This is a genomic window from Pedobacter ghigonis (genome assembly GCF_903166585.1).
Taxonomy (GTDB): Bacteria; Bacteroidota; Bacteroidia; order Sphingobacteriales; family Sphingobacteriaceae; genus Pedobacter; species Pedobacter ghigonis.
Map to the genome: position 1 here is coordinate 173182 of NZ_CAESCM010000003.1, position 19708 is coordinate 192889.

Consider the following 19708-nt stretch of genomic DNA (forward strand, 5'->3'; position numbering starts at 1 on the left):
GATTAAATATATTTTATCTGCGTGCTCTGCGATATCAGCGGGAGGTAAATTAGATTTGCATTTTATAGTTTGCCCGCAGATTTAAAAAGATTAACGCAGATCAAATTATGCTATCATCTACGCGCTTCGCGATCTCCGCGGGAGATTTGAAGTTTTATTCCACTATTGTTTTCCCGCAGATTTAAGGAGATTGAACGCAGATTAAATATGCTATCATCTGCGTGCTCTGCGCAATCAGCGGGAGGTAAATTACATTTACTAGTTTTTCCGCAGATTTAAAGGATTTAAACGCAGATTAAACAAATATACTTTTGTCAGCGCCCTTTTCTGTGAAATCTGCGGGAAATATTAAACACTTACAACAACTCATTTGCCAGGTTGGCCAGTTCACTTCTTTCGCCTTTATGCAGTGTGATGTGTGCATACAGCGGATGGTTTTTAGCATTTTCAATAAGGTATGATAAGCCATTACTTTCCGAATCCAGATAAGGCGTATCAATCTGGTAAATATCGCCGGTAAAGATAATTTTGGTGTGCTCTCCTGCCCTCGAAATGATGGTTTTTACCTCGTGTGGGGTTAAATTCTGGGCTTCATCAATAATGAAGAAAATCTTGGTTAAAGTTCTGCCACGAATAAAAGCCAAAGGTGCGATAGCTATTTTTTCGGTGGTGATTAGTTCATCAATCTTTTCTGACATTTTATGGTCGCCGATAAACTGTTCTTTAATGAACCGGAGGTTATCCCAAATGGGTGCCATAAAAGGATCGGTTTTCGATTTCGCATCGCCCGGCAGGAAGCCAATATCTTTATTGCTTAACGAAACAATGGGCCTGGTAACGTATATCTGCCTGAAGTTTTTGCGCTGTTCCAGTGCGCTGGCTAAAGCTAGCAAGGTTTTTCCGGTTCCGGCATTGCCCTGTATGCTTACCAGTTTAATGTTTGGATCGAGCAATGCGTGAATGGCAAAAGCCTGTTCAATATTTTTGGGTTTAATTTTAAATATTGCATCCGTAGAAACTGCCGAAATGGTTTTTAAGCTGTTGTTGTAAAATACGTTGGCGGTTTTTCTTTTGTTTTTAAGAATGTAGAAATGATTGGCACTTTTGGCGGGGAGCCCGATATCTGTAGCATCAGCAAACGGTTGCTGTTTTACGGCTTCAATAATTTCAGTCGAAAAATCATGCAGTTCAGTTTTCCCGGCATATAGTTCATCTACATTTTTAATTTTACCGGTTTCGTAATCTTCGGCGTTTAAGGATAAAGCTTTGGCTTTTAGCCTCAGGCAGATATCTTTTGATACCAACACAACGCGTTTATCGGGATGTTCGGCCTTTAAACTTAAAGCAGCATTTAAAATTTTATGGTCGGTTTTGCCCTTGCCATACACTTCTTCGGCATTTACAGCGAGCGGAATTTGGTTTAGAATTACTTTAAACTTACCCGAATTAGCCTTTTTAAGCGGAGTCCAGTCGCTGATGAGCTTTTGCTTAGCCGTTTCATCGATCAGTCGGATAAAGCTTCTGGCTTCGAAATTACGGGTATCGTTACCGCTTTTGAAATTGTCGAGTTCTTCGAGCACCTGAATTGGAATGGCCACATCATGCTCATGGAAATTGTTAATCGCATCGTGATCGTAAAGGATTACGGAGGTATCCAAAACGAAAATTTTCTTGGTTAAACCGGGATCTGCTTTATCTTTTTTGGCCATAAGGTAAATTTAAGCTTTTAGCCATAATAAGCCGAAAATTTGCCATTCTTTTTTAACGTTCCAATTCGTTATTGGTGTTGGGCACTATCATTATATTGCCAAAGTACATTGATAATTTTCCAGGAACCATTTAGTTTAACCAGGTGCATGTAATCAATCCATTCATCGGCAAGTAGTTTTACAGAAGCAGTCCTGTCTGAAACATCAAGAAACTTAAGATCTTTTTTAGGGTTTGCAGGGAATTTGTCTCCCTTTTTGTTGTAGCTCTCAGCCAATAGAACCATCGATTCTGCTGAAGTTTCGCGCACATAATCTTTTCCCGTAGCCTTATCTTTCCAAAAAGTTCGTTTAACCAGTCGCGGGTGTAAAGCCTGTTCCATTTGTTTAGGATTGGGCTTGTGTTGCGATTCAATATAATCAAGGGCAGCGCGTTTAATGGCTAAACTATCTTGTGTAGTTTGTGCGAAACATGCTGTGGTTCCTAAAAGTAAGATGCTTAAGCTGATGATGTACTTCATGACGTTAATGTGCTATTTGCTTTAAAATAAGTAACTTGTTATTGTTCAGGGTAAATATATTCATATCAAACTTTCTGATACGCCATTTATTTGCAGCAGGTATGTCAGTTTTTAAGCCCTTGCCCTATCCTGAAAGATAAAAAAACGATAAAATTTTTTAATTCAAAAAAATAAACGTTAATTAGACGATTATTTATTGTTATGAGCACAGCAAACTATGTAATAGGTGTAGATTACGGGACGGATTCTGTTCGTTCGGTTTTAGTCGATACCGCTAACGGGAAAGAAATTTCGGCCTCTGTTTTTCTTTATCCGCGATGGCAAAAAGGTTTATATTGTAAACCTGCTATTAATCAATTCAGGCAGCATCCGCTAGATTATATTGAAGGTTTGGAATACACCATTAAACAGTGTATAGAAAAAGCCGGTGGTGCAGAAATTGCCCGCCTGGTGAAGGGAATTTCTGTTGATACCACAGGTTCGAGTCCGGTGGCAGTTGATGCAAGCGGTACTCCCCTGGCCTTGACTCCTGGTTTTGAAGAAAACCCTAACGCCATGTTTGTGTTATGGAAAGATCATACCGCAGTAAAGGAAGCGGCAGAGATTAACGAGCACGCTACCAAATTCAAAACGAATTATTTAAAATACGTAGGTGGAATTTATTCATCTGAATGGTTTTGGGCTAAACTTTTGCGCACCTTAAGGGTCGATTCGGCAATTAAGAAAAGCGCCCAATCGTGGGTGGAACATTGCGACTGGGTTCCGTTTTTACTTTGTGGCGGCAAAGATGTGGCTACAATGAAACGCAGCCGCTGTGCCGCCGGACACAAAGCTTTATGGGCAGAAGAATTTAACGGTTTACCACCAGAAGATTTCTTTAGCAGCCTCGATCCGCTTTTGGCGGGTTTCAGGGCCAAATTATTTAACGATACCGATACTTCTGATATTGCTGCCGGGACTTTATGTGCCGAATGGGCGGATAAGTTAGGCTTAAATACAGATGTAGTAATCGGTGTAGGTGCTTTTGATGCACATATGGGAGCCGTTGGTGGTCAGATTGAGCCCTATTATTTAAGTAAAGTAATGGGTACAAGTACCTGCGATATATTGGTGGCACCAAACCAAGATTTACATGGTAAACTGATTAACGGTATCTGCGGACAGGTAAATGGTTCAGTAATTCCGGGGATGGCTGGTTTAGAAGCCGGACAATCTGCTTTTGGTGATGTATATGCCTGGTTTAAAAATTTAATCAGCTGGCCATTAAATAGTTTATTAACAGAATCTGAACTGATAGATGAAGCTACAGCAGTGGCATTAAAGGAAGAGCTTGAAGCCAAGATTATTGCCAATTTGAGTAAGCAGGCTGATGCTTTAGAAGACGAAGATTATGCAGAGCTGGCTGTTGACTGGTTAAACGGCAGAAGAACACCTGATGCCAATCAGGAACTTAAAGGTGCCATTACCGGTTTAGGTTTGGGTACCGATGCCCCTAGGTTTTTCCGTGCATTGGCTGCCGCAACCTGTTTCGGGGCTAAGGCTATTGTAGATCGTTTTATAGAACAAGGCGTTCCTGTAAAAGGGATTATTGGAATTGGTGGTGTAGCTAAAAAATCAGCTTACATTATGCAAATGATGGCTGATGTATTAGAAATGCCAATCAGGATTCACCGTTTTGAGCATACCTGCGCTTTAGGTGCGGCCATGTTTGCGGCAGTTGCTGCAGGTGTTTATCCAAATATTGAGGCTGCCATGGCTGCAATGGGAACTGGCTTTGAAAAAGAATACAAGCCCAATGCGAAAAAGCAAAAGCTTTACCGCCAGCATTACCAGCAATATTTAGGACTGGGCCGTTACCTGGAGAAATACAATAAAAAAGACGTAAAACCATATTTATCATGAGCAACTATCAGGATATAAAACTGGAGGCCTACGAGGCCAATATGCAGTTGCCCAAATTGGGTCTGGTACTTTTTACTTTTGGTAACGTAAGCGCTGCTGATCGTGCGAAAGGTGTATTTGCCATTAAACCTAGCGGTGTGCCTTATGATGATTTAACTCCTGATAAAATGGTGATTGTGGATTTTGATGGTAACACGGTTGAAGGGAACCTTCGTCCCTCTTCTGATACCCAAACACATGCTGTTTTGTATAAACACTGGGAAAATATTGGTGGCGTAGTACATACCCACTCTACTTATGGTACGGCATGGGCACAGGCACAAAAAGCCATCCCGATTTTTGGCACCACCCATGCCGACCATTTAACGGTTGATATTCCCTGCGCCCCTCCCATGGATGATGCCATGATTAAAGGCAATTATGAATATGAAACGGGTTTCCAGATTATAAACCATTTTGAAAGTTTGGGTTTAAGCCATAAAGAGGTAGAAATGATTTTAGTGGGTAACCACGCTCCTTTTACCTGGGGAAAAACTGCAGAAAAAGCGGTTTACAACAGCGCAGTGCTAGAAGCAGTAGCACAGATGGCTTTATTAACGCAGCAAATTAATCCACAGGCACCAAGGTTAAAAGACTCGCTCATTGAGAAGCATTATGAACGCAAGCATGGAGCCGGTGCTTATTACGGACAGAAGTAATTAGTTCGCAGTTTTAAGCTGGCAGTTAGGGATCCTTAGGTAAGGGTTGCTAAAAGGTTTTTTTAGCCTCGTACGGTTTACGGGAGTTTAATAAACCTGATTGAAGTGAGCACGAGGCTGATGAAAATCGGCTGAGTAAAACGGAAAGCAGGACTACCTTAACCGATGAAAAACAGGAACCTGCTTTACAAAAAATGAAAAGAATATTTCGGTCTGTGAGGACACAAACCGATAGTAAATTAAAAACAACATAAACAGTAATGATTGATTTAAAAAAATTACAGGTTTGGTTTATTACCGGAACACAGCATTTGTACGGCGAAGAAACCTTAAAACAAGTAGCAGCGCATGCACAACAAGTTGCTGATTCGTTAAACAAGAATGGAAATATCTCGGTTTCTGTGGTGTACAAACCGATTGTGAAAACTACCGAAGAGATTTTTGAAACTTTACAGCAAGCCAATATCGACGAAAATTGTATAGGGGTAATTACCTGGATGCACACTTTCTCGCCAGCTAAAATGTGGATCAGAGGCTTAAATGTATTGCAAAAGCCTTTACTGCACTTACATACTCAGTTTAACCGCGATATTCCGTGGAATACCATTGATATGGATTTTATGAACCTGAACCAAAGTGCACACGGCGACCGCGAATTCGGTTTTATGGTTTCGCGTATGCGTAAAGACCGTAAAGTAGTGGTTGGGCACTGGCAGGATGAAGAAGTAGCTAAACAGATTGATACCTGGTGCAGGGCTGCTGCAGGCTGGAACGATTGGCAAGGCGCTAAATTTGTGCGTTTTGGAGATAACATGCGTTTTGTAGCCGTAACAGATGGCGATAAGGTTGAAGCAGAAATGAAATTCGGTTTCTCGGTAAATACTTATGGCATTGGCGATTTAGTAGCTGTAATTAACGGAATTGATGAAGATGCTATTCAGGATTTGCTAAAAGAGTACGAGGCTACTTACGAGATGGCCGATGATTTGAAGGCTGGTGGAGCCAGACATCAATCGGTTTACGATGCTGCCAAAATTGAACTTGGTTTACGGAAATTCCTGGTTGATGGTGGTTTTAAAGGTTTCTCGGATACTTTTGAAGATTTACATGGCATGATTCAGTTACCAGGTATTGCGGCCCAACGCTTAATGGCCGATGGTTATGGTTTTGCCGGAGAGGGCGACTGGAAAACAGCTGCTTTGGTACGTGCCTGTAAAGTAATGGGAGCTGGTTTACCCGGTGGAAATGCTTTTATGGAAGATTATACTTATCATTTCGATCCTTCAAATGCATTGGTTCTAGGTTCGCACATGCTGGAGGTTGATGCCAGCTTAGCATCTGGAAAAGCAAGTTTGGAAGTGCATCCGCTGGGTATTGGTGGTAAAGCCGACCCTGCACGTTTAGTGTTTAACGTAGGTGGTGGCGATGCCTTAAATGCATCGTTAATTGATATGGGCAACCGTTTCCGTTTACTGGTAAACGAGGTTAAAGCAGTAGAGGCCGAAAACGACCTTCCTAATCTTCCTGTAGCCCGTGTACTTTGGAAACCACTACCGGATATGAAAACGGGTTGTGCAGCATGGATTTATGCAGGCGGTGCTCACCATACAGCATACAGTCAGAATTTAACTACCGAGCACTTATCAGATTTTGCAAACATCGCAGGATTAGAATACATAAACATCGGTGCTGATACCAAAATCAACCAGTTTAGAAATGAACTGCATTGGAATGAAGTTTTTTATAAAGGTTAAGCAATAAAGCGCTCGATAATGTTAAAGCCGATAATGATCTAAATTATCGGCTTTTTTATGCCTATTGTTCAGCAGCGATACAATCGCTGTTCTCGTGCGTCCTCGTTACAAACGCGGACGATGTTTTTTGTCATTCTGAGAATGACAGATTTATCTACTCCCCAATCTTTGCCATAGCCTTAATTACACCGTTTTTTGGATCTAACCAGCTTTCAAATTTATTTTTAATCTCGTCAAAATTAACCTGATGGGTGATATAAGTTGTGGGTTTAACCAAACCAGCTTTCATAGATTGAATTACATGCTCAAAATCTACAATGGTAGCATTTCTGCTGCTCATTAAGGTCGATTCGCGTTTGTGGAATTCGGGGTGGTTAAAAATTAAATCTCCTTTTTGCAGGCCAATGAGTACAAATCTTGCTCCATGAGCCATGTAGTTTATTGCATTGTTTATGGCTTTTTGGTTACCAGTTGCATCGATTACCACAGTTGGCATATCGCCATTGGTAATTTGGCTTAACTGCTCCGTTACATTAGGCGATAAGGCATTGATGGTATGTGTAACACCTAATTTTTCTTTACAAAAGTTCAGGCGGTCATCATTTATGTCGAGTGCAATTACTTCTGCGCCGGCAATACGGGCAAATTCCATTGTACCCAAGCCGATCGGACCAGCTCCTATTACCAGCACAAATTCGCCAGGCTGCACTTCTGCCCTGCGCACCCCATGGGCACCAATGGCCAGAGGTTCTACCAAAGCAAGTTCATCGTAACTCAAGCCCTCGCCATGCAAGAGCGTACGCGATGGCACGGTTAAATATTCGCGCATACCACCATCTACATGCACACCGCAAACCTGCATTTTAACACAGCAATTGGGTTTGTGCATGCGGCATGCAATACATTCGCCGCAATTGAAATATGGAATAAAGGTAACAGCCTCTCCTATTTTAAAATCGCTTCTGCCATCAATTGCAACCAGCTCGCCCGAAAGCTCGTGCCCTAAAATGCGTGGATAGTTGAAGAAAGGTTGTGTGCCTTCAAATGCATGTAAGTCGGTACCACAAATGCCAATTCTCTTTATTTTAATAATGGCCTGGTCTTTTTGAAGTTCAGGTTTTTCAGTTTCTGAATATTCGAAAGTGCCAGGGGTTGTACAGGTAAGGGTTTTCATTTATTGTTGGTTAATGGTATAAATTGGTTAATCGGTTAACTGTTGGCATAAACTGCAAACTAAAAACTGTCAACTGATTACGCGTTTGCCAAAGCTCTGTCTAAGTGCACATATCCGCCATCTACATGGATAATTTGTCCGGTAGTGTGACTTGATTTGTTGGACATTAAAAAAACGGTCATATTCGCAATTTCTTCAGCGGTTGTCATTCTGTTTTCTAAAGGGATTTTAGCCGTAATTTCGTTCAGCTTTTCTTGTGCGTCGGTTAAGGTTTCGATCCAGGTTTCGTAGGCTGGTGTCCAGCATTCGGCTACTACAACTGCATTTACCCTGATCCCATATTTTAAAAGCTCTACCGCCCACTCGCGGGTTAATGCGTTTCTACCGCCATTGGCTGCTGCATAGGCTGAGGTATTACCCTGACCGGTTTCGGCAGTTTTTGAGGTAATGTTTACAATGGCTCCTTTGCTTTTAATCAGCTCGGGTAAGGCATGATGTGCCATTAAATAGTAATGTACTACGTTTTTGTGCAGCGATGCCATAAAGCCTTCATAATCTCCACTTTCCAGGCCTACTCCATCATTCACGCCAGCATTGTTAACCAAGCCGTCTATCCTGCCAAATTTAGCTACGATTTGCGCAACAACCTTTTGGCAATCTTCAGGTCGGGAAAGTTCGGCTACAAACTGTTCGGCTTTTTTGCCTTGCGCAGTAATTTCGTCAACCACTTTCTGGTTGTCTTCGGCCTTTCTGCCTACAATTACGGCAATGGCATCTTCCTTAGCAAATACTTCGGCAATACTTCGGCCAATGCCTTTAGCCGCGCCGGTAATGATAATAACTTTTTCTTTTAACTGTAAATCCATATTTTTTTCTTTTTTTGCCACAGATTTCACAGATAAACACGGATTATGTCTTTACATTGAGTATCTGCGTTTATTCTTTAGTCTGTTGTTTATCCTTAACTTTAAATCTATAACTTAATTAATTTTCTATAGTCCCTGATCGCTATCGGATTCATTTCAGGGTCTCATTGTGAAATAAGAGATCCTGAAACAAGTTCAGGATGACGATACTATTGGTTATTCATAATAATAATATCCTTCTTCCTCGATTCGGGTAATACCTTCAAATCAATCAATTTTCCATCTTTTAAAGTTCCTTCTACCGTAGTTTGGTATGGCGCATGCAATTTAAAATGTACGTCCCAATCCTTCGGCCAGGCTGGAAAAAGGTAGATCTGTTTTCCATCTGCCTGCAAAAGCATTTCCTGTAAACCAATCATTCCGGAGCCACCCCAATTGTGATCGGGTGTCCAGTCAAAGCCTGGCCCCCAAAAGGCCGGAAACCTTCGTCCTGAATCTTTTAATTTTAAGGTAGTTAATTTGGCTGCGTCTTCGGTTAAACCTAATCTGGCGGCAAAAATATTATCCTGTTTCCATCCTACATGACTGCGAAATTTAAGTACATCGGTATCATATTTAAAGGTATTGATGGCGGTATCTAAACCGGCCTTCCCGATACCATAAATACCCCATGGATAAACCGGATATAGTTGCGGACTTTCTACATTATTAATCCTTTCCCAAAGTTTTGCAGGAGCAATGGTGGTATGCCCCTGAAAAGATCTGAAATTGATATCAGGAATGGTTTTAAGCATTGCTATCCATTCGTTACGTTTATTTTCGGTTAAGCCAGGCAATTCGACCAGGCGCTGGAGCACCGTTTTCAGCGCTGCAATGGTAGAAGTTGAATTGTATGCCATTTTATAGGTTTCGGCACCTGAACCAGGATACAAAACCAAATGCCCGTCACCATCAAGTGCCTTTGCACCACGTTGTTTGGCTAAATAAGTATAGTGATCTTTAAAAAAGGTCAGCGAGCTTTCCATTAATGGCAGATACTTATCTATATTCCGGTTGTCGTACCGATTAGTTTCGAGGATCATCATACAAAACTCCAGAACCGTATCCCATTCATATTCGAGCCAGGCGTTATATTCCACACCTTTATCAAAATCAGCTGTACGTTTCCAGCCGTATTCGGCAGGATTTGGTAATCCGAAATTCTCCAATTGCTCGGTAAAACTTGCTCCTTTATGCCGCCATGCAGCTTCTGTTCTGATTTCTGCATTCCTGAGTAAATTGAGATAGAAATCGAACTGTGGTGTCATCATATCGAAATCGCCACTTTTAAGCATAGGCCAGTAAACCAAACGCTGATTTTGTGCGGTATGGGTACCTCCTCCCCAGTTTCTGAAATCGGGAGTATATTTTAAAGCCGTATCGATAAGCTGCGGATCGAAAGTGAATAATCCGCCATTGAATTTAGTGGGATATTTACCGAATGCATTACAGCCCAGCATGTAGCGGAAAAGCTGATAGTTTTTAGCCGATTGGTTAGCGGCTTCATCTTTAGCCTGTATGTAAATGAAACTTTTGTTCCAGTAATTATTCCACCATTTGATACTGGCTTGCTGATCGTTTTTGACGCTTTGATTAAGACTGTTTAGTTCCTTTTCCCAGATATCAATAGCCGCAGTTTTACTGGTATGTAGTGTAATGGTGAGGTGTTCGGCTGTAGTTGGTTTTTTACTTTTCAGGCTCCAGGCCTTAAAGGGGGTACCCAAATAAGTTCCATTGTAATTTCCAGCAACTACCATATTATCTCCCTGCATAGAACCGCCAAAAACAAGGTTTTTTATGGGATTAAACAGTTCAGTTTTTCTATCTTCCAGCCCTTGCTGCTTTACAGTTACATCGAATACCGTTTCTGCTTTGTTTTGGTGGTAAAACTGTACACGGTTTTGCTTAAAGGCAATTTCATCTTTAAGGGTTTTTACTATGCCTTGCGGTGCCCATTTGTACGAATTCTGATTGTTTTCCTTGCCTTTTGTAATGCGATCTTCAAAACGCCAGCTTTCGTAGTTAGCAGTTGTTGTTATTTTTTCGCCCGATTGGATGTTTAAATGGATAACGGGTTTAAAAACATCTACCCATACTTTGATTTCGGCTTTTGTTTTTCCGTTTGCACCTGAGATTTGCGCATAACCACCTTTCAAAACCAGTTCTTGTTTAAAAGTTTGTCCAGCAAATGGATTCGGGCTGAACTGGAGCTTGATTCGGCCAAGTTTTAACAGGGTATTGTTTTCATCGAAGGTTCCGCTGCGGGAAAGGTAAAGGTAAACTTCGCCTTTTTCTACCCAGAGGTTTAAACCGATATCGCCACCGCCAACCGGCATAGATTCGGCTGAATTGATACTTTGGCTAGTCCAAACTACGTTAGCTAAATCTTTTCCTTGTGAAAATGCAGCTGGTGAAGCGAAACAGAAAGGCACGAAGAGCACCAAGGCAAGTTTTTTAGTTTCAAGGTGCATTATTTTCGACCACCTGAGAGATCTAAGAACACCTGAGGAATGGTTTAAAAATATTGACCATATCAGGTTCCTAAGCACATTTAAGTCCATTAATAATATACTGCTCAGCTTTTGTGTCTTTGTGGTTAAAATCATGGTTATTGCTCCCAATTATCGGTACGGAAAGAGGAAACCGGCAGGCCATCATTCCCAAATAAATCGCCGTTTACAAAATCTTTAAAGGCATAACGTACCGCTACAGGTATTTTTACCTCTTCGGCCGAAACGATTACACTGCTGCCTTTTATCGCTGCTTTGGCTGGATAAAATTTCTGGTCTGCGCCCGCAATCTCAAATAAAGATAATGTTTTACCAAAAGAAGTTAATCCGTTAGACACATTTTGAAATTTAATGGTGGCAGTGTTTTTTTCAATACTTACCGATTCATACGTAGGACTAAAAGCACCAAAGCCTTTAATACCATAAGTTTGAGCCAGCGCTAAATAAGCAAGCCTTTCGCCTCCTTGTTTTTTATGGGCAGGGTGAATAGATTTTTCTTCGCCAATATCCATTAAAACCGCCATTCCGCTATTGGGTATTTTGCTGAGCGATTTGCGCTGGGCATCTCTTAAATAAGCCGAATTATAATTGGTGCCTGGTTTAGCTATTAGTGAATAATTGTAAGGGGCAATTTGTGCGTAGTAAAAAGGAAATTCGCCGTTATCCCAGTGTTGTCGCCAGCTCGAAACCATGGCCGGGAATAAATCTTCGTAACGCTGTGGCCGCTCGTAATTTGATTCGCCCTGATACCAGATGGCACCCTTAATGCCATAACCAATAACCGGATAAAGCATGCCGTTGTATAAGGTAGTTGGCGTTCTGCTTACTTCTTTAATGGAATCGACTTTTGCAGGGATTTTAACTTCTGTAAAGGGCTTTAAATCATCTGGCGACATCCAGGCCTCGATAGTAGAACCGCCGTAACTATCGTTGATTAAACCAATGGGTACATGTAGCATTTCGCTCAATAGCGAACCGAAATAATAAGCGGTAGCACTGAAATTCGAAACCGCTTCTGGCTCTGATAGTTTCCATTGCGAAGGCTTGCTGTTATCCTGCCGCTCGGTGATAGATGAACGCGGAACAGTGTACAACCTAATATTTGGATTTGAAGACTTTAAAATCACTTCGTTTGAACCGATTATGGGTTGGCTTTTAAAACCTTTCATGGGCATTTCCATGTTAGACTGGCCACCACAAAACCAAACTTCGCCGATCAGGATGTCTTTCAGGGCGAGTTTTTCGCCATCATTTAGTTCAATTTCGTATGGTCCGCCGGCTGAAGGCGTAGCCACTTTAACTTTCCATTTTCCAGCCTGATCTGAACTTACGATATAGCTTGATTTGTTCCAGGAAGTCACAATTTTAACTTTGCTTGCGGGTTTTGCCCAGCCCCAGATGGCTACATTGCTTTGCTGCTGGAGCACCATGTGATCGGTAAAAATGGATGCAGGCTTAACTGTGGCGAAGGCAATGCTGCTGCAAAGGCTTAGGAATAGTATCAGTTTTAATTTCATTGTTGTGTTATTTTTTTAGCGATTACCGTGGTCGTCATTTCGAGCGAAGTGCAACGTAGTCGAGAACCCGAAGGCTCTGCGAAGCAAAATCTATTATAGATCTCTCCATTCCGCTTTGCTTCAGTCGAGATGACGATCAGAGTAATTTTATCTACTCAGCGGCAACCAAACCGACATTTCTGAATGGCCCCGGTTGCCCCAGGCAAAGTATGGTACCAGTTTTAATGTTGTTGCTGTATTTTTATCATCAATGGGTTTGTAAAGTACATTTTTCCAGCTGTTAGGCGCTACAATTTTAGCAGTGCCCGTTAATGCCATCACCCTCGCTCCATCAATATCCATGGTTTGGGCTTCAAATTTGGTTGAGGCAGGTACAAAAGCATTGAAAATACTTTTGCCCGGTAAATCGGTCGATTCTAAACAATATACCACAGGGCCACGCTTTACGGCTACCTGATTCCGGTTCTCCTCTACTAAAGGATTGGCTTCAATTAATACAGCCTCCATAGGTAAATTTAAATCAATCCTATCGCCTTTTTTCCAAACCCGGTTAATCTCCGCGTATGTACCCGGAACTGCTTGTATCTGTTCAGCTTTACCGTTAATGCTGATCTTTGCATCGTGTGTCCAGGCGGGGATTCTTAAAAAGATCGAATAGGCTTTGCCCGCACTTTCTTTCATCGTAATTTTGATCTTACCATCCCATGGATAATCGGTTTCTTGGGTTAAGGAAACCTTGCTGCCGTCAGCCAGTGTAGTACTTAAGTTGTTACCACCATATAAATTGAACCACAAGCCTTTATCTGAAACGCTGTAGGCATAATCGCTCACTTCGGCAATGGTACGCACTACATTTGGTGGACAACAGTTAGATAAAGCGATATAAGGTACACGATCTTTCGACCAGCGTTGTTTAAAGGGCAAATCATTTGATTGGGCAAGCGGATTGGTATACAAGAAATTCTTACCATCTAGACTAATGCCTGATAAAACGCTGTTGTGAAGTGCGAGTTCCATCACATCGGCATATTTTGCATCGCCGCTAATCTGTAGCATGCGCCAATTCCAGAGTACATTACCAATGTTGGCGCAGGTTTCGTTGTGTGCCGTAAAGTTGGGCAGCTGGTAATCGCGTCCGAAAGCCTGGTGTATTTTCTGCACTTCAGCCGGGTTGTATGAGGTTCCATCAGGCGACGTGCCATCGTAAAGCGAACCACAACCACCGGTAATGTACATTTTATGCTGGTTTATGTCATCCCACATTAAATTAAGCGTTTTCAAAAGCGAATCCTTACCAGTTTCGGCATATAAGTCGGCAACGCCAGCATACAGGTAATTGGCCCTTACTGCGTGCCCCATGGCTTTGGTTTGCTGTAAAAACGGAATACGGTCCTGGTTATCATCCGTTCCGTCGTCTATTTTTCCTTTAATGGCAATTAAATGTTTAGCCAGTTCGAGATAACGCGGATCTTTTGTTGTACGGTACATTTCTACCACGCCCATATAGTGTGATGGACAAATTGCATTCCGGGCCAAAGTAGGCGAAGCTGATTTGTAGAAATTATACAAATAATCGGTAGCCTTTTTGGCGATATTGAGCAAGGTGGTTTTACCTGTAGCGCGGTAATGAATGCAGCCGGCGGTCATTAAGTGGCCAATATTGTAAGATTCGAAACTCAAACGATCCTGAAACTGGTTGTTGGCGCCGGTTTTTCGCTGCTCGATCATGGCTTTGGTGTAAATGTAGCCATCTGCACGTTGCGATTTACCGATTACCGCAATCGCTTTATCCATCATATCGTTCAGCTTGGGGTTTTTGGTCGAAGCGTAAAGCACCGCTACTGCTTCTAATGTTTTGTAATAATCACCATCATGGAAAGATGGACCTGCATGTGATCCGGTATCTAAGCCTGCCGCAATTTCGAAGTTTTTAAAGGCATGACTGATTTTAGGGTCGTTATAAATGGCCCACATGTTGGGTACCATGGTTTCGGTAGCAACTTTAAAGCGGTCGGCCCAGAAACCTTTTGTCCAGGTTACATCGCTCAGGTTAATGCTGTGCAGTTTGGCATAAGGGCTGTTTGAAGTATTTACCAGCGATTTATCCTGTGCTTTTGCCACGGAGGCTAAAGCCAAAAAAATAAAGACTAAAGCTGATAAAGAAATGAATGACCAGCAACGGTTCAGTATATCATTTAAAAACGAGCAGTTATGCAATTCTTTTTTTATCATTTTTCTTCAATTTGAATGGTAACCGGTCCCAATAAGCCAGCCGGATTTAATGGCTTTCCTTCCAAACGAAATGGTGCCGTTGTTTTGGTAATTCTTTTATCTTCAGGTAATTTACTATCGCCGATTAAACGGTTAGCCCAGGTGTTTACTACCTCAATGCTGATTTGGTTCTCCCCTTTTTTAATGGCTTTGCTGATATCCAGGCGATAAGGCGGGGTCCATAAAGTGCCGCAAGTAATGCCATTGATTTTAACCTCTGCCATGCTCGAAAAAGCACCTAAATCTATCCAGGCCTTTTGCGTATCGCCCTTATAAGTGAAATTTTTGGTGTAAACTGCAGTTCCGGAATAATAGCGGATTAATGAATCAGGATTTTTGGTCCAATCACTCAGTGTAGTAAACAAAACAGGTTTGGATGGGCCACCGTAGGCAGGATCGAATTGTACTTGCCAATCTTTAGCAAGATCCTGAGTGGTTTTGAAGGTTGACCAGTTGACTCCATTATTCGTTTGCGTTTTTTCAGTTTCTTTCTCAAATAGAAAAAATAAACTTTGGTTAGGAAGCATTTTATAAGTAAAGCTTGTTCGCCCCCTCTCGTTAGTCCAGTCATTAATGTCCATTAACTTATCGCTAACAGCATCATAAACTTGTGGGAATCTATTCATTACACGGAATGAAAAATATAAAACCCTTTCTTTGTTATCCTGATTAGATATGAAGTAAATTTCCTTACTGTTGTATTGTCTGTGAGAAAAGGCTATTTTCCTAGAATGTATTGGAGGTGAGTCTAGTATGTCAAGATTTATATCACTTGCCTTAAAATCTTTTGTAATATTTAGCTTGTCAAAATTTTCGCTATAGTATGGAGCTTTAATTACGTTACCCAATCCAATCTTCTTTATAAAATTAGTTGCGATCTTTTTATCCCATATTTGATTAACTATCGAATCAAATTCAGCTTTGTTCGCATGCATTAGTCCCGTTTGATAAAGTGGCTTATCTCCAATAATTACCTTAGCTCCTGCTTTTATCAACTCCAAAAGTTTTTTAACTGTTGCATAACTTACGTACTGGTAATTGGGGTTCATTTTCATAGCCCCCGGGAATACCAAAATTTTATAAGTAGCACCACTTGCAAAAACAACATCACCATTTTTAACGGTAGCAGTACCCAATACATCGGGGTTAAAACTATCGTAAGCATAGCCACGTAAAGGGTTTACCCAGTTTTCCGGATCGGCCATGTTGGCCGAATGGGTTACGCCAGCAGGGATTTGCCTTAATGGTTCTCCAATATTTGCCAAACGCTTTCTTTCCGATTCGACAACATCAGCTCCAAAAATTCCCGGTAAGGTTTCTACCAACCTATCGGGCAAAACCGAACGGCGGGGTAATTCTTCGCCTGTGAAAACAGCAATATCAATCACTGGTTTGCCTTTCTGCAACAGATTTTGTGTGCGTGTAGCATAATCTATCCAGGCTTTTCCGAGTTTCCACCAGGTTTGGTCGCGCTGAAAGTAAAGACCTACCCCATCTAAGGTCATCCCCGGCTTTCTATCCACCCAGGGGTTGTGCGCAAAAACGTGGTAGCTTAGTTTGTTAATTCCCAGGGCATAATTACGGTCCTGCAGCGTTTTCATGTTTCCTGGACTTTCGTTCCAGTCCATCCGTACGGTGGTAAATGCTTCGGCCTGAATAATATTTTTACCATAAATACGTGCACCAGAAATGGCATCGAGCATATCATTTGGTTTATCGTGCGTAGGGCTGTTCAGCCAAAATTCGCCCATGGGTACATCTACGGTTTTATAGTGTAACAGGCCATCGCTTACCATGGTAGGTGCCACACTCTCGGCTGTAAAGGTTACACCTTTTTCTTTTGCGAGCTTGGCCAATGTTTTATAAAACTGATCAACAACCAGTTCGGCAATGGTTTTTCTTACATCGTATAAAAAATCTTCAGATACTTTTGTACTTTCTACCGGTAAACCCGTCATGATGGGCAGATAAGGTGTTAAATCGTAACCTCTGCGTTTTAAAAATTCAGCTTTAAACAAAGGCGACCAGTTCTGGCTGCCACACTCCCAACTGTCAACATGGAAAACACTCAATACCTTTTTAGCAATTTCGGGTCCACCGTGTTTTAAAGCTTCTCCGTACCAGTTATCGAATTGAAGTTTAACGGCTGCGGGATTAAATTTATCGCACTCTAAGCCCATTCCACCACCTGCGGTAGCATTGGTATGGCCAGTAGATGTATGTCCTATTCTTAGAATGGTCCAGTTTCCTTTTGGCGCTTTCCAGTTTAAAGTACCGTCAGGATTTAATTTGCTGGTAAGGTTAATAATGCCTTTTAACGGAACGCAAAGATTTTTGGCAATTTGTTCCTGAGTGCTTCTTTTGCTCAACCGCCAAACCGAGCCATTTTTCCCTTCAAACTGATTAATCTGCGCTTCGGCAGAAAGTTCGAGATTCACCAGCTTTAAAGAAGGCTTCCACTTGGCTGCATCTAAATCTTCTGCTCCTGGTTCGGAACCTGTTTTATCGTAAATAAACCTGAAAAACTTAGCTGTGGTGGGCACAATTGAATGTGTAACATCTTCATCGGTATCCTGCCAGCCGTGCCGCGGAGCCTCTAACCTGCCAATGGAACGATAGGTTTTTCCGTCGTTACTCACCTCGATGGCCAGGCGCTGGGCCTGATAATTATTGCCGCTCACCCTGATGGTTACCGTTCGGCAAGTGAAAGGTTTTTCAAACTCGTACTGGATATAGCATGGTTCGCTGGAACCAAAGTTTTTCTTATTGCCAGGCGTTATCAATCCGCTTGCATCAGCACCATTACTAGCCGTAATTTTAGGGATTACCGTGCGTGTAGAGATGCCTTCGCCAATAGGTGAAGGATAAGCATACACCGCTATATCGCGGTAATAATCTTCCTTACTTTCGGGTTGAGGTAAATGTATTTTAGTGATTGTATTACTGATGTTTATTTTTGACCAAATTACTTTTTGCATAGATTGCTCAGGTTTAATCCAGGGGCCACCAGCCAGGGCGAAACCATCGCTTACATGCATACCCAGTTTAAGGTTTAAACGTTTGGCTTCACTCATGGCAAACTCGACCATTTGCCACCATTCAGGCGTAAGCTGCACACTGGGTGGATTGTAAAGCGGTGTTTTATCTGCGCCCTGGATGCTCATTAAATATGCTCCGCCAATGCCATTGGCTTTCATCGCTTCCAAATCGGCAGTTATACCTGCTTTTGAAACGCCAGCCTTAATCCAGTACCAAAATACCCAGGGCTTTGCATTTTCGTTTTGAGCATAGGTTTGCCTTGAAAAGCTTATGCTTAACAATAAAACAACGGACAGTATCTTAAACCAACTAAGTTTCATTTTTCGCAGAGGCAATTATGATTTGTGTGCAATTTTATAGCCGCTTAAACCGAAGTAAAGCACCACTATAAAGCAAATTAGCGGTATGCAATAGCCAATCTGAATGTTATCGCCATACATATCAATCAGGCTTCCCATACCAAAAGGCAAAATTGCCCCACCAACAATCGACATAATGAGCCACGATGAACCCGGTTTGGTATCATCGCCAATGCCGTCGATACCCAGTGCAAAAATAGTTGGGAACATAATCGACATGAAGAATCCGAGTCCGCCTAAAGCATAAACGACGTAAGAACCCTGTCCTAAAATAGCTACCAGGCACAAGAGTATCGAAATAACGGCATAAATGGCCAGAAGTTTACTTGAAGATACAAATTGAAGTATGGCAGTACCTGCAAAGCGCCCCACAGTAAATAAGAGTCCGTATATGGCTAAGTAAGAGGCAGCTGTTTTCTCGTCGAAACCACCACCTTGTTGCGCCATTCTGATGAAAAAACTGGTAACGCAAACCTGTGCGCCCACATAAAAGAACTGTGCTACAACTGCCCACTTGAGGTGTTTGTGGCGTAATGCTCCAAAAAAACTGCCTTTGGCTTCACCATCAATGCTTTTGGTTTTGATTTCGGGAAGGTGGATGAAATAAAATATAACTGCAATAACCAGTAAAATAATTCCCAGAGAGATGTATGGTGTTTTAACTGAAGCAGCTTCTTCCAGAAAGTAACTGTTGCGGCTGGTTTCAGTCATTGCTGCAAGTTGATCTTTGGTATGCGATTTTCCGGAAAGGATAAACAAACCACCAATCATTGGTGCTACCATGGCCGCTAAACCGTTAAAAGATGCGGCTAAGTTTAACCTGCTGGTGGCTTTTGCCGGATCGCCCAACACGGCAGCATAAGGATTTGCCGAGGTTTCGAGCAGGGTTAAACCACAACCAATAATAAAAAGTGCAATGAGAAAGGTAATGTACGAAAGGTTATTCGCCGCCGGAACAAACAAAAATGCCCCAAATGCGAAAGCCAGTAAACCTGAAATCATAGTCGCCTTGTAGCCCCATTTCTTCAAAACAATACCTGCTGGAATGGCCATTAAGAAATAGGCAAAGAAAACCGAAGTATCAATTAAGGTGGATTGCCGGTTATTTAAATTACAGGCCTTTTTAAGGTGTGGAATGAGGATAGAATCGAGGTTATGTGCCATTCCCCAAAGGAAAAAAAGGCTAACTACGAGTATAAACGGCAATATGTACTTCTTCCCCGATGATGGATCGTGCTCAGTTACAATTTCAGTTGGTGTGTTGTGGTTCATTATATTTGGTTTTATTGGTTCATTCGTTCAATAGTTCATTTGATATTAGTGTCATTTGTTCATTGGTGGTGGTATGGCGC

12 protein-coding genes are annotated in these 19708 nt (G+C 41.9%); 3 read left to right on the forward strand and 9 right to left on the reverse strand.

The window, feature by feature from the left end:
- Positions 1-356 precede the first annotated feature (356 nt).
- Positions 357-1709, reverse strand: coding sequence for a PhoH family protein (locus HWV58_RS06330; RefSeq protein WP_175633282.1), 1353 nt, complete (start codon positions 1707-1709; stop codon positions 357-359).
- 68 nt (positions 1710-1777) lie between these two features.
- Complete coding sequence (locus HWV58_RS06335; RefSeq protein WP_175633283.1) at positions 1778-2227, reverse strand: nuclear transport factor 2 family protein; 450 nt, start codon at positions 2225-2227, stop codon at positions 1778-1780.
- A gap of 201 nt (positions 2228-2428) precedes the next feature.
- Here HWV58_RS06335 and HWV58_RS06340 point away from each other — a divergent pair, with 201 nt between their 5' ends.
- The 3 genes from HWV58_RS06340 to araA all read left to right on the forward strand — a co-directional run bounded on the left by HWV58_RS06340 (position 2429) and on the right by araA (position 6581).
- Positions 2429-4129 carry a ribulokinase gene (locus HWV58_RS06340; protein WP_175633284.1) on the forward strand — a complete coding sequence of 567 codons (1701 nt, stop codon included), beginning with the start codon at positions 2429-2431 and terminating at the stop codon, positions 4127-4129.
- Positions 4126-4827, forward strand: a complete 702-nt coding sequence (locus HWV58_RS06345; RefSeq protein ID WP_175633285.1) for an L-ribulose-5-phosphate 4-epimerase — start codon at positions 4126-4128, stop codon at positions 4825-4827. Before HWV58_RS06340 ends, HWV58_RS06345 begins: the two co-directional genes overlap by 4 nt.
- A 260-nt stretch (positions 4828-5087) precedes the next feature.
- Entirely contained in the window at positions 5088-6581 is a 1494-nt protein-coding gene (araA, locus tag HWV58_RS06350) for an L-arabinose isomerase (RefSeq protein ID WP_175633286.1), read from the forward strand.
- Between the two features lie 154 nt (positions 6582-6735).
- Here the strand turns inward: araA and HWV58_RS06355 are convergent, their stop codons facing one another.
- The 7 genes from HWV58_RS06355 to fucP all read right to left on the reverse strand — a co-directional run bounded on the left by HWV58_RS06355 (position 6736) and on the right by fucP (position 19628).
- On the reverse strand, positions 6736-7755 hold the full coding sequence (locus HWV58_RS06355; RefSeq protein ID WP_175633287.1) for a zinc-binding alcohol dehydrogenase family protein: 1020 nt from the start codon (positions 7753-7755) through the stop codon (positions 6736-6738).
- 77 nt (positions 7756-7832) lie between these two features.
- Positions 7833-8621, reverse strand: coding sequence for an L-fucose dehydrogenase (locus HWV58_RS06360; protein WP_175633288.1), 789 nt, complete (start codon positions 8619-8621; stop codon positions 7833-7835).
- A 209-nt stretch (positions 8622-8830) separates the two neighbouring features.
- Positions 8831-11131 carry a DUF5703 domain-containing protein gene (locus HWV58_RS06365; protein WP_175633289.1) on the reverse strand — a complete coding sequence of 767 codons (2301 nt, stop codon included), beginning with the start codon at positions 11129-11131 and terminating at the stop codon, positions 8831-8833.
- Positions 11132-11268: 137 nt separating this feature from the next.
- Complete coding sequence (locus HWV58_RS06370; protein ID WP_175633290.1) at positions 11269-12687, reverse strand: sialate O-acetylesterase; 1419 nt, start codon at positions 12685-12687, stop codon at positions 11269-11271.
- Between the two features lie 147 nt (positions 12688-12834).
- Positions 12835-14919 (reverse strand): aceric acid hydrolase, encoded by a 2085-nt coding sequence (locus HWV58_RS06375; RefSeq protein WP_175633291.1) that lies wholly within the window; start codon positions 14917-14919, stop codon positions 12835-12837.
- Positions 14916-18317 carry a glycosyl hydrolase gene (locus HWV58_RS06380; RefSeq protein ID WP_175633292.1) on the reverse strand — a complete coding sequence of 1134 codons (3402 nt, stop codon included), beginning with the start codon at positions 18315-18317 and terminating at the stop codon, positions 14916-14918. The genes HWV58_RS06375 and HWV58_RS06380 overlap by 4 nt, the downstream gene beginning before the upstream one ends.
- Positions 18318-18332: 15 nt before the next feature.
- Positions 18333-19628 (reverse strand): L-fucose:H+ symporter permease, encoded by a 1296-nt coding sequence (fucP, locus tag HWV58_RS06385; protein ID WP_175633293.1) that lies wholly within the window; start codon positions 19626-19628, stop codon positions 18333-18335.
- Positions 19629-19708: the final 80 nt, after the last annotated feature.

Excerpts from the sequence above, each read along its gene's own strand:
- fucP (WP_175633293.1), bottom strand. The coding sequence starts at position 19,628 with ATGAACCACAACACACCAACTGAAATTGTAACTGAGCACGATCCATCA.
- HWV58_RS06330 (WP_175633282.1), bottom strand. The coding sequence starts at position 1,709 with ATGGCCAAAAAAGATAAAGCAGATCCCGGTTTAACCAAGAAAATTTTC.
- HWV58_RS06365 (WP_175633289.1), bottom strand. The coding sequence starts at position 11,131 with ATGCACCTTGAAACTAAAAAACTTGCCTTGGTGCTCTTCGTGCCTTTC.
- HWV58_RS06355 (WP_175633287.1), bottom strand. The coding sequence starts at position 7,755 with ATGAAAACCCTTACCTGTACAACCCCTGGCACTTTCGAATATTCAGAA.
- HWV58_RS06335 (WP_175633283.1), bottom strand. The coding sequence starts at position 2,227 with ATGAAGTACATCATCAGCTTAAGCATCTTACTTTTAGGAACCACAGCA.
- HWV58_RS06380 (WP_175633292.1), bottom strand. The coding sequence starts at position 18,317 with ATGAAACTTAGTTGGTTTAAGATACTGTCCGTTGTTTTATTGTTAAGC.
- HWV58_RS06375 (WP_175633291.1), bottom strand. The coding sequence starts at position 14,919 with ATGATAAAAAAAGAATTGCATAACTGCTCGTTTTTAAATGATATACTG.
- HWV58_RS06340 (WP_175633284.1), top strand. The coding sequence starts at position 2,429 with ATGAGCACAGCAAACTATGTAATAGGTGTAGATTACGGGACGGATTCT.
- araA (WP_175633286.1), top strand. The coding sequence starts at position 5,088 with ATGATTGATTTAAAAAAATTACAGGTTTGGTTTATTACCGGAACACAG.
- HWV58_RS06345 (WP_175633285.1), top strand. The coding sequence starts at position 4,126 with ATGAGCAACTATCAGGATATAAAACTGGAGGCCTACGAGGCCAATATG.
- HWV58_RS06360 (WP_175633288.1), bottom strand. The coding sequence starts at position 8,621 with ATGGATTTACAGTTAAAAGAAAAAGTTATTATCATTACCGGCGCGGCT.
- HWV58_RS06370 (WP_175633290.1), bottom strand. The coding sequence starts at position 12,687 with ATGAAATTAAAACTGATACTATTCCTAAGCCTTTGCAGCAGCATTGCC.